Genomic DNA, 11,521 nt, shown 5'->3' with positions numbered 1-11,521 from the left:
CGCTATACCGCCCTTACCCACCCCGTACTAATCATAGGTTGTAATGCTTGCACATCATCAATTTCATTTATATCCAATATCGATAGCTCCTCATTACTCATATGACTACTCCTTTAGTTATAAATAAAAATGAATAAAATAAACATTGCTTACCTTTGATGGCGCAGGGCGACCGCACGAGTTAACCCTCTGTTAATTTCAGCTATCTATTTTGTAACATTTACTGGGTTAAGACTATAACGAAAAAAAACAACAAAGCGGTGTTTGAATATTATACAGTGTAAGCCGTTCTACGAATTATATAGGTTAGTAATTTATTGCTGATAACATTCTACTAACTCATGCGGTTGCCCTGATTCATGACGCCACGTCATCGTTATTTGTGCAATCCATCTTATCGCTGCCAACCTCACCAATAGACCAGTCCACATCAAACACAAAAACCTAACAAGTTTAGCAACTTAGTACATATACCATTAAAAACAGACTTATGTTATGCCATATATAGTAAAAGAAAGAAAAAACCAACAAAAAAAATAACCCCAATTACAACCATAAGCAATAATGTTTTTGAGCTATGTAATGATTCAATCATACCAAACTCTACAGGAAGAACCTGTTCTACGATATTTTGACTATCTCTATCGTCACCTCCGCCTCTATTTGTATTGACCACATCCCCTCCTTTTTTATATATTTTAAATTTTAAAACGTGGAACTCACAAATCTAAAAAGTAACCAAGGCAATCCAGGAAAACAGCAATTATTTATACACACTACCTTTTAATGTATCCAATCCTAGCCATCGACCTGAAATCAAAAAAATCAAAATGTAAAAATTTACAAAAATCAACAACACAAACAACGTAATGACAAAGGCATTTAAACTTTGAAACGCTATAACAAGTGTTAAGACCAACTTAACAATACCAAAAACAAAAACTGGAATTAAAAGTGATTTAAGCATAAAAACCCTTATAAAAATGATGTAAAGCTCGTTGAAAGCAAGCTTTACATCCAGACAAAGTTATTTAGCTTGCATTAAATATCTATTGTCATAGTTTTGACCGAATGAACTCAGACCTCCGCCGTAGTTCCAGCCTTTAACAAAAGCTGTGGCAGCCCAACCAAAAAAACCACCGCAAACGTTATTAATTTCACAACTTGTAAGCTCTCTCATAAAATTCCCCTAATTTAATTAAATTTTTTATCTCATATCCTGTGCAAACCTGTACCATGCATATCCACTTCCTATATTACCTGCTATATGTAGTGCTACAGCTATACCTAAAGGGATTACACCGCCATTAACCTGCTCAATCTCTTCCATCGATAGTTCTTGCATAATATCTTCCTTAATTTAAACTGTTTAACGTTATGTTTGCCTAAGTGCTAGGAACGCCACCCAGCCTTAAGCGATTGACCAAGGGTGTGGCGTCCGTCTAAAGTTGCCACATCCTTGTTTTTAACCGATGAAATATTGTTGTTACTTTGAGCTCAATATTTCACCGTTTAAATTCCTTTTCCGATGCACCTTTTTAACTCATGCTCATCATATTTATTCCGTTCCTGTTAATTTCTGCATCTCTTCTGGCGTATAGACTTTACCTCGGTGCATCACTAATACCCGCTGTGCTTGCTTGATGGTTTCTGGTCTGTGCGCAATAATAATTCGGGTTATTTCAAGATGCTTTATCTGCTCGCTGATTTTCGCTTCGTTGTCTATGTCTAAATGGCTAGTTGCTTCATCCATAAACAGTAAACTAGGCTGCTGGTATAGAGCCCTTGCAAGTAGAAGACGTTGAACCTGTCCACCGGAAAACTGACTGCCCATGTCACCGACCAACGTGTTATATCCCATGGTCATCTTACTGATATCACTGTCTATCGCAGCCATTTGTGCACATTGCTGCATGCGTAGATAATTGGGCTCAGGCTCAAAGAAGGTCAGGTTGTCGGCGATTGAACCGGATAATAAAGTGTCATCTTGCATGACGGCTGCAATTTGCTGCCGATATTGAGTCAGGCCGATTTGAGTAATATCTTGCCCATCGAGTAATATGCGGCCTTGAGTGGGGGTGAGTAACCCGAGCATCAGTTTGACTAAGGTTGTTTTTCCGCAACCCGACTCTCCCACGATTGCGACTGATTCATGTGCGTTAATCGTTAGGGATACATCGTTGATAATATTCGGCTCATTATCTCCATAACAATAACTTACATTCTCAAGGGTGAGTTGCCCGGTCACTTTATTAAGCGGCATAATGCTTTCACGGTTGGCTTCTTGTTCATGCAGTGCAATGTCTGAAATTCGGTCCAAATGTAGGCGCAGCATACGAAACAGAATAAGCTGTTCGATTAAACTCGCGAAACGCTCCGTTAATTGGTTTTTATAAGCAATAAAAGCCAGCACCATACCGATGGTTAAGCCACCCGACATGACAATTGTTGCCGCAAGATAGATAACAATGATGTTCTCAAGGCCAAATAGCAGTTTATTAACCGCTTCAAAACTGATTTTTAGTTTACCGAGTCGAATGTCTGCATTGATAACTTCGCTATAACGGTTTTGCCAAATGCTTTGTCTTTGTGGCTCACTGGTAAACAGCTTGATAGTCTGAATACCACGAATATTTTCAAGAAAGTTAGTCTGCTCTTTTGCGCTAGCCTGAATGGACTCTTCGGTTGCACGGTGTAAAGGACGATAGAGGGCTAACCGCAGCAAGGCATAAATCAAAATGGCTGCGACAACCACCAAAGTCAGCTTGACGCTGTAAAAGAGCATCATCACCAATACGGCAATTGACATCACGCCATCAACTACTGTTTCAACGAGTCCAGTAGTGAGCCTTTCACGTACTTGAGCAAGGGAGCCAAAGCGTGAAACTAAATCGCCGATATGGCGTTTTTCAAAATAGCTCATGGGTAATCTAAGCAGGTGACGCAGCAGATTAACGCCCATCTGCATATTGAGTAGGCTTGATACCCTAAGCACTAACCAACTACGTACACCGGTAGTAATGACATTAATAATGGCAAGCAAGCCAAAGCCTAACGCGAGCACGATTAGCAGTGGTTTGTCCTGACTAATCAGTACCTCATCCACTACCCACTGCATGTAATAGGGCGTCACAAGTGCAAAAACTTGAAGTAATATGGACAGTACGAACAAAGAGATTAAGGTTTTACCCAGCCCTGTCATTTTGCTCCAGAGCTGGGATAAACGCATTTGTTGGCGTTCATCTTGCTGCTCAAAGCCCTTTGTGGGGGTTAGTTCCAGTGCTATCCCCGTAAAGTGCTCGGCAAACTCTTTAAGGGATAGCTTTCTCTTACCCAGCCCAGGGTCATTAATACTCACCCCTGATTTTGTGACACCAGTAAGCACTACAAAGTGATTCATGTCCCAATGCAATACACAGGGCAAAGCTAACTTACCAATCTCTTCAATCGGGCATCGCAGCGCACGACTAGCAAGTCCCATGCTGTCACTTAAACCAATAAGTTGCTGTAATTTCATCCCCTTAAGGTCAGCACTATAGCGTTTCCTTAATGCTGCCATATCAAGCTTATGGCCATGAAAGCTAGCAATCATGGCGACACAAGCAAGGCCACACTCCGCCATTTCTGCCTGCAAGATGAGCGGCACGCGTTTCTTACCAGAAAACTCTAACAACTCGACGGGGTTACTAGGTTGGTTTAATGATGTGTCGACCATTAACCCACCCTCCCTTGTAAGCTGTAGATAGGGTCAAGTAACCAGTCAAGCAGGCTGCGTCTATCTAATACGATATCAGCTTCCAATAACATGCCGCTCTTGAGTGGGAACTTATCGCCATAGGCCAGCATATCTTGCTTTGATAATTGAGTTCTAATGCGATAAACAGGCTCTGACAAGGTCACAGGCACCCTGGCTTCGCCATCGAGTAGTAACGCTTTATCAATCCGAGAAACCTGGCTTGCTAGGAAACCAAATCGTTGGTATGGAAATGCATCAAACCGCAATCTGGCCTCATCCCCCAACTTAACAAAACCCGCGCTACGCGTTGGCAGCAATAGCTCCGCAACTAATTGCGCCCCTTGTGGAATTAAACTCATTAATGGGCGGCTATTGACAACAAACTCACCTTCTACGATTTGTATCGATGCAACTGTGCCTGCTTCTGTTGCTCGAATAACGTAGCGATAATTATTTTCAGTTTCATCAATTTGACGCTTGAGCTCTGAACGTCGCCTTGCTAGGTCGCCGGCTTTAAGTGCATATTGGCTGGGTAAGACATCCAGCTCTGCTGACGCTGAATTGAGTTGGCTTTGAATTTGTACTTGGTTGGATGTTAAGTTTTCAATTTCTTGCCTAACAGCAATGAACTTCTCTTGCTGAGATTGGTAATCTAACGTCGATAAGAAGCCGTCTTTATACAGCTTTTTATGCTGAACCTGTTGCGCCATTTGCAGCGCTAACTTTTCAACTAACAGGGCTTCAAGCTTAGCCAATACCGCAAGAGATGCGCGACTATCCGTCATTGATATTTTTAAACGAGCGGTATCTTTTACTTCCATGGTGCTATTAACACTCTGCTCAACTTGAAGCAGCGTAAGTTGCAGTCTCAACTCTTCAATGAGTGACTCACTTAACTCTTCACCAGAGAGCATGCTGCGTCTTAATACTATCGTCGCTAAAGGTGAGCCCTTTTTAACAATATCACCTTCAGATACATGCAATATTTCAATATTTCCGCTACGGTTGGCAAACGTTTTTATTAAGCCTTTGTCCGGGACTAAATAACCACGAACTGTTTCTTTACGAGCGTAGTGAGAAAAAGACAAGAAAAATACAATGGCGATGATAATAGACAGGATAGTAAATACAGAAATATAAATTGAAATAGGCTGTGCCAATGACACATCACCGTGTAATTTCTGTTTCTGCGCCTCAACGGCTTGTTGACGAAATAATTCAGACATACAACTTCCATATTCTCAAATACATGCCAAATACTTTTGGCATTGAGCTACAACATGCTAACGATCAATTTTGTTACACGTGTCACAAACCCGGGGTGAATAAGACACTACTATCAAACACTTTGCAACATAAAAAGGAGAAATAAAAACATCTTCATCATGTGAAACAGCTTACCCGAAGGTTGCGTAATTGCTAATAACTCTTTCGGCTTGCCATAATTACTGCGTCGCAGCGCCAACCTGGATAAAACAAAATTAACAACCGTGTCAGTTTTTAGAGTTAATAAAGATGAATAGAAGTTAGAAAAATTTATTAATTATTTTTGTTGACGAGTAAAATAGTGAACGGTTTTTATCCACATCAATGAATAAATATTTGCTCATTGATGTCATTGCGAGCTTATTGCTCTCTATTTTTTACTAAGCACTTTAAATCAATTAAGGATCACCGCCAGGTCAAAAATCTGGGTAACGTTCACTAACACAGTATTTTACATTAGTTTAAAAAGGGCTAATTCAGATAAGTGAAATGTACATTAGTCTTGGGGCATGCGACGTGAGGTCGTATGAAGCACTGTTCACCGCTTTTGAGTGAACCATCTGTATCACCAGATGACCCTAGAATCCTGAATAAAGTAGCGGATCTGACAATGTAACGAAGTTCGATAAATTCATCGAGCGGGAACAGCCAGAAGCATGTCGTAACTCGTGGTCTGAACCTATCCAAACTGCTTTTTAAGTTGCTGGGTACCTAACGGTGCTTTAGTGGAGGCTTGAGCCTAGTGCAGTGAAAGTTGCACGCTGGTTCTTAGGAGGGCGGCACTTGGTAACAAGTGTCGTCTATCCGACAGAAATTAGTTTGGTAACTGACAATCAACTAGTGCAAATAAAGTATACCTATAATGCACCACCGCAAACAAAGTGCACTATGTAGCATTTCTACATGTATAATGCACCACCATATGGGAACCTATGTAAAATGCACTAACTAAGGCTGCAATGCGAATTTATGGATACTTAAGGGCATCGACTGCGGAACAAGATGCCAGTAGAGCCCAGGAACAATTATCAGACTTTGCCGAGCAAATGGGTTTACACATTGCTTGTTGGTTTGAAGAAAACGAATCCGGCGCAAGCCTAAAGCGACCCGAACTGTTTCGTTTACTCGATGTCGCTCAACCGGGAGATGTATTGCTGGTTGAACAAGTTGATCGAATAAGCCGGCTAAACAGTGAAGATTGGGAGACTCTCAAAACCCAGATAAACCAAAAAGGTATTAAAGTCGTTTCTATCGACCTCCCTACCAGTTATCAATTTATGAAAAATGCTGATGCGTTTACAGAACGAATGATGTCGGCGCTCAATAGCATGATGCTAGATATGTTAGCAGCGGTAGCGCGTAAAGATTATGAAGATAGACGTAGACGACAAGCGCAAGGAGTTCAGCGCGCAAAGCGTGAAGGTAAATATAAGGGCAGACCGGAAGACAAAGTGCTGCATCAAAAAATAGAAGGTTTGCTGACTGACGGTAAAAGTTACAACTACATCGTTAATTTATTGGGGTGTTCCAGGCATACTATTTCCAAAGTAAAAAAACGTCTAACTTAAAAAGATCAAAGGAATAAAAATAGCCCAATCAAGGGCTATAGATAACAGGAAAATAAAATCTATTTTTTAGAAGACTTACTAGGTTTTAGAGCTGGATTGTTTCCTGGAGTTTTTTTGTTATCACGTCGACGCTGATCAACCTTACCAGTTGAATCTGCAATTGGCTTTGGACCTGGTTTAAGAGACATAACTATATTCCTTTTAAAATCGAGCCGTGGATGAATAAACAGTATATATTCAATCAGTAACCGAACACAAACGTAAGACGGTTCAAAGTTCAAATAACTAGAAAGGGGTCGGTCGACATGAGAACATAAGCATTCACTTTAGAACATATTTTTTAGCCTTACCTCTATGTATATCATCAATGTTATACATTAACAGTACCCACCTAACATAGCTCGCGCTTCTCTAAAATCGAAATGCTCATCAACTTTTTAGTTCTCAAATACAAATTCACAAACAAAAATACCTAAAACTTCCAACTCCAGCACATCGATGACGATCTCCCCAACCTAGAGTGTATATCATCAATGTTATACACTGCTAATTACAACCAAAACAAGTTCGAGTTAGCCCTTCACCTTCAATGTATATCATCAATGTTATACATAACTCGTTGCAAACCAGATTAGTTCGAGTTAGACTCTAACCAATCAATGTATATCATTAATGTTATACACAAAAAAGGGAGCGGTTATGACTCGTATCTGTATGATTGGATGTAGAAAAGGTGGCGTAACAAAAACCACTACCACGGTAAATCTTGCCTTTGAGCTAAGCAAACAAAACAAGAAAGTCCTTGTTATAGACTTTGATGGACAAGGAGATACCACAAAATTTTACGGTCGAGATGATGCTGAATTTTACATTGGTGATGCATTACTAGATCGGAAGTTCGATTTAAAAAAAGCAATATACCCTGCTCTAGTTAAAGGAATTGAACAAGAAAAGCTACATATCATTCCAGGCAAGCGAGGGGATATTATGACTAAATTAGACATGGATATGATCTCACTTCCTAGAAGAGAAGAGCGGTTAAAGATCCATTTAGACAAAATATCATCTGAATATGATTTCATCCTTATCGACACTACACCTGGAACCTCTGTTCTTGGCTTAAACGCTGTAATGGCTGCAACAGAATATGTATTTCCAACAGAATTCAAAGAGCACTCTCTAGATGGCGTTGAAACCTTACTTGAGCATATACAAGATGTACGCTTTATCGATGAAGAAGAAATCAAATTTTTAGTTGTCCCTTCTAAAATTTCAAGAACCGCTAGAAGAGCCTTATCCTACGGTAAAGAGTATCTAGCAGGACGATGGCCGAACAATACTTCAAAGACCGTTATATGGGAGCGGAGTTTATTCACCGAAGCTGAATTTGAACATGAACCAGTATCAGCACTAAAAGCTGGCCACGTAGCCTCAAGCTACTATAAAGACTTAGCAAAAGAGTTAATAAGCAATGGATAACCAACAACTAGAAAAACTTTTGGAAAAGAAAAAACAGGAACACTTAAACCTGCCGAGAGAGCTCAACTCAAGAACCTGGAACGAAAGTTAAAATCCGAAGAAAAAATCCAAGTTAGTAGCCAGGTAAAAACGAATCTATTTGGTAAAATAGCGACCACTAAAGTTCATCCTAAACCCATAAGGTTTCTAGAGCATGAAATTACAGGCCTGGCGACACGGAGAGATTCTCTCAAGACAAATCAGCCCGAAATGATCATACAAGAGCTAGGAAGTTTAAGGGAAATCAATGATACAAAGCTGATCAGAGCAGCTGTATTATTGTTAGCAGATGTTAGCGATGAAGACCTAATTAAAGCAATTAAACAAGTTCAACTCAATATGGTTAGAACCCCATAATGGATGTATAACATCAATGATATACATGCATATCGTATTGAAATATGAATCATTATCTATGATAAGAGTGCTTTGGAAAATGGATGATGAATTCTTCGTAACCGTTCACCAGCCCCTTATTGACACGATCAATTGATGATCAATAAGGTTTGGTCATATCGCTATTGAACGATCTCTTTGCCGTGTCAAAATAGCTTCATGAAAAAGAAAAAACAATTCGCAACAGAGCCGCCTACGGTTGCTGAACTCGGTGAAAAAAAAGCAAACTTACTCATTCAAGAACTGTGGGAAAAGTTACGTGAATATGAAGACCGCCTAGCATTGAGCTCTAGAAACTCATCCAAATCACCATCCTCTGACTCCCCTGCGGATAAGGCCGAGCGAAAAAAGCTCAAACGCCTCGTAGTGGAAATAAGGTTGGCGCTCAACCTGGACATACGGGGCATAAAAGACCATTAGCAAAGCTTACAGAGACTGACGAGAGAATTGCTTGTTTGCCAGATAGTTGCTGCGCTGATTGTGGCGGTAAAGTTGTGGCTAACTCGTCGCCAAGTTATCGCCATCAGGTGTTTGAATTACCTAAACCTACACTTGATATCACCGAATACCAGTTATTTCACGGGCGTTGTCAGCAGTGCAACACAGTGAGTAAAGGAGCCTTGCCTGAAGAGGCTCCCGATGGTCAGATGGGGCCACGATTGCTCAGTTACGTGGCTGTGCTCAGTGGCTTGTATCACCTGAGCGTACGTAAAATTCAACGTTTACTGCAAGACCAATACGGGACTCATTTCTCTACCGGTCTGATTTCTGAAGCGCAAGGGCGAGTCAGTAGTATGCTGACGCCGACACACCAAGCTCTGCATCAACACATAAAAAAAGCGTCATTAGTGCATGTTGACGAGACGACGCACAATCGTAATGGTGAAGAGCATACCCGCTGGGTCTGGTTGTTATCGAGTGAGGATGCCGTATTCCAACAGGTGAAATATTTTCGTAATAAGGATGCAGCCAAATCGATATTAGGCGAGCATACCCAAGCGATTGTCGTGAGTGACCAATGTCCCAGCTACAACTGGATTGAGCCCGAACGGCATCAATTTTGCCTTGCCCATGTGCAGCGTAATTTACAACAAATGGCCGATTATTCAGGTAAGGGGCTTACCGCGAGTATCGGCAATCGACTGGTATTGCTATTCAAGTCCGTATTTCGCACTCAACATAGATATGAAGCCGGTGACGTTGACGAAATAATGTGGCGTCGGCGAATGCAACGACTAAGGCGCAATATTAAGCGCTGGCTTGAGTGCGGGGAAAATGTGCCCGCTTCACGCTACTCAGGCCGATGCCGGCATATTCTCAAATATGAGCAAGGTTTATGGGTTTTTCTCAATCACCCAGGGACACCTTTGACCAATAACGAAGCCGAGCGTTGTTTGCGTGGCAGCGTGATCATGCGCAAGATCTGCTATGGCACCAGTTCAGATAGGGGTGAGAAGTTTCGATCTCGGATCCTCTCAGTCGTTGAAACGTGCAAGAAGCGCAAGTTATCCCCGATAACAGTGATCAGCACTATCATTGCGGGCGTGGTGGGTAAATGCGACTACCCAGACGTATTTGGACTAACCTCAGCTTAGTCAATCCCCCTCTGGTGAATGCTTACGTTGATCCAGCCTTGCCTTCTTGTTTTATAAGAGAAAAATAGAGACAGCCATAGTTAATAGGAAAAATAGAGACAGCCATAGTTAATAGCGTGATGTTTAACCACCTACTAAGCTTTAGATATTGATTGAAAGAAGGAGTCCGCTATGCCACGCCCAAGAAGAACTCAAATTAGTATCGAAGACACGTCTTGGTATCATTGCTGTAGTAGGGTAACTCGGAGAGCCTTCCTCTTTGGAGATGATAAGCTCACAGGAAAAAACTATAATCACAGACGAACCTGGGTAGAAAATCAGTTGCTTAAGCTGGGTGGAATATTTTCAATCGATATAGCAGCATATTCTGTGATGTCGAATCATCTGCATGTAGTGCTTAAAATTGATATTTACCAAGCCAATAGTTGGACCGATAGAGAGGTATTAGAGCATTGGCATCAACTGTTTAAAGGGACTGAAATCACTCAAAAATTTGTACAAGGTGAGATAATAGAAAGCAATGAAATCATCGCCCTCAAACATTCAATAGCCCAGTATCGGAGTCGATTAAGTGACATAAGTTGGTTTATGCGCTGCCTCAATGAGCCCATAGCTAGAAAAGCCAATATCGAGGATAACTGTACGGGTCACTTCTGGGAAGGTCGGTTCAAGTCACAAGCCTTGCTCGATGAGGCCGCAGTGCTAGCCTGTATGGCCTATGTAGAGCTCAACCCTATTCGAGCCAAAATGGCTGATACGCCAGAACAGTCAGACTACACCAGTCTTAAATTACGAGTACAAGCGGCTTTAAAAGGCAAACAAGCAACAAGACTGCTGCCTTTTATTGGAAATGAGTGCCTAAACCAGCCTAAAGGCATCAATTTTTCACTAAAAGAGTACCTTGAATTAGTCGATGAAACAGGCAGGATAATCCGTGATGATAAACGAGGTGCTATCTCTTCGAATGCGATTAAGGTATTAACCAGATTAAATATTTCCAGTGACAACTGGATAAAAATCACTTCTGAATTTGGTAAGTTGTTTCATGGGCCTGTGGGGACACTGCAAGAACTCACCAGCTACTGTGACCATTTAGATAAGCGACGACGGCATTTCTCTAGCTGTTGTCAGTATTTTCAAGCTGGCTAATAGTTCCAACCATTTCTTCTGATAACGGGCTCAATATAAATTGGGTTAGATAGTGCCGTTTTAATTTCATCATTTCCCCTATTAAATCCCCTTCTTCCAACAATGTAGGCTTTGAATATGCCATTAGCTTATGCGATTAGGTTTATGGGTAAGATGTTCATTGATAATTTACTCTAGACTGAATATGTTATTGATTAGCAATGGGTGGCTATATTTTTGCTATTGAATTTTATGATCAGATCGTGGGAATTCAATAAAGTTCAATTTTCTCAATATTTGTGTAGAAGAGTCAG

At 41.0% G+C, this 11,521-nt stretch carries 9 protein-coding genes; 4 read left to right on the top strand and 5 right to left on the bottom strand.

What is annotated here, in order from left to right:
• Window positions 1-493: 493 nt before the first annotated feature.
• From KT99_RS09290 to KT99_RS09275, 5 genes are all read right to left on the bottom strand, one after another.
• Window positions 494-676 (bottom strand): hypothetical protein, encoded by a 183-nt coding sequence (locus tag KT99_RS09290; protein WP_040571807.1) that lies wholly within the window; start codon window positions 674-676, stop codon window positions 494-496.
• Between the two features lie 351 nt (window positions 677-1,027).
• Window positions 1,028-1,180: a hypothetical protein gene (locus KT99_RS22010; protein ID WP_157752196.1), complete on the bottom strand. Its 153-nt coding sequence runs from the start codon at window positions 1,178-1,180 to the stop codon at window positions 1,028-1,030.
• 27 nt (window positions 1,181-1,207) lie between these two features.
• A complete protein-coding gene (locus KT99_RS20740; protein WP_005499313.1) occupies window positions 1,208-1,345 on the bottom strand; it encodes a class IIb bacteriocin, lactobin A/cerein 7B family in 138 nt (45 codons plus the stop codon).
• 213 nt (window positions 1,346-1,558) lie between these two features.
• The gene (locus KT99_RS09280) at window positions 1,559-3,715 is read right to left on the bottom strand and encodes a peptidase domain-containing ABC transporter (protein WP_005499312.1); all 2,157 of its coding nucleotides are present in this window, start codon (window positions 3,713-3,715) and stop codon (window positions 1,559-1,561) included.
• Window positions 3,715-4,962, bottom strand: coding sequence for an HlyD family secretion protein (locus tag KT99_RS09275; RefSeq protein WP_005499311.1), 1,248 nt, complete (start codon window positions 4,960-4,962; stop codon window positions 3,715-3,717). Before KT99_RS09275 ends, KT99_RS09280 begins: the two co-directional genes overlap by 1 nt.
• Window positions 4,963-5,961: 999 nt before the next feature.
• Between KT99_RS09275 and KT99_RS09270 the strand changes: the two genes are divergently transcribed.
• The 4 genes from KT99_RS09270 (at window position 5,962) to KT99_RS09245 (ending at window position 11,228) form a co-directional block, all read left to right on the top strand.
• The gene (locus tag KT99_RS09270; protein WP_005499310.1) at window positions 5,962-6,570 is read left to right on the top strand and encodes a recombinase family protein; all 609 of its coding nucleotides are present in this window, start codon (window positions 5,962-5,964) and stop codon (window positions 6,568-6,570) included.
• 699 nt (window positions 6,571-7,269) lie between these two features.
• A complete protein-coding gene (locus tag KT99_RS09265; RefSeq protein ID WP_100067642.1) occupies window positions 7,270-8,049 on the top strand; it encodes a ParA family protein in 780 nt (259 codons plus the stop codon).
• Between the two features lie 594 nt (window positions 8,050-8,643).
• A protein-coding gene (gene tnpC, locus KT99_RS09250) for an IS66 family transposase (protein ID WP_086017586.1) occupies window positions 8,644-10,079 on the top strand; the annotation gives its coding sequence in 2 pieces (ribosomal slippage) (window positions 8,644-8,836 and window positions 8,836-10,079; 1,437 coding nt in all).
• 171 nt (window positions 10,080-10,250) lie between these two features.
• Complete coding sequence (locus KT99_RS09245) at window positions 10,251-11,228, top strand: transposase (RefSeq protein WP_040571805.1); 978 nt, start codon at window positions 10,251-10,253, stop codon at window positions 11,226-11,228.
• Window positions 11,229-11,521 lie beyond the last annotated feature (293 nt).

It is taken from the genome of Shewanella benthica KT99 (genome assembly GCF_000172075.1).
GTDB classification, from domain to species: domain Bacteria; phylum Pseudomonadota; class Gammaproteobacteria; order Enterobacterales; family Shewanellaceae; genus Shewanella; species Shewanella benthica_A.
This window is presented reverse-complemented; position numbering and strand designations above follow the sequence as displayed.

Bases quoted from the DNA above. Each gene is read 5' to 3' on its own strand.
- KT99_RS22010 (WP_157752196.1), bottom strand. From the start codon at position 1,180: ATGAGAGAGCTTACAAGTTGTGAAATTAATAACGTTTGCGGTGGTTTT.
- KT99_RS20740 (WP_005499313.1), bottom strand. From the start codon at position 1,345: ATGCAAGAACTATCGATGGAAGAGATTGAGCAGGTTAATGGCGGTGTA.
- KT99_RS09280 (WP_005499312.1), bottom strand. From the start codon at position 3,715: ATGGTCGACACATCATTAAACCAACCTAGTAACCCCGTCGAGTTGTTA.
- KT99_RS09275 (WP_005499311.1), bottom strand. From the start codon at position 4,962: ATGTCTGAATTATTTCGTCAACAAGCCGTTGAGGCGCAGAAACAGAAA.
- KT99_RS09270 (WP_005499310.1), top strand. From the start codon at position 5,962: ATGCGAATTTATGGATACTTAAGGGCATCGACTGCGGAACAAGATGCC.
- KT99_RS09265 (WP_100067642.1), top strand. From the start codon at position 7,270: ATGACTCGTATCTGTATGATTGGATGTAGAAAAGGTGGCGTAACAAAA.
- KT99_RS09245 (WP_040571805.1), top strand. From the start codon at position 10,251: ATGCCACGCCCAAGAAGAACTCAAATTAGTATCGAAGACACGTCTTGG.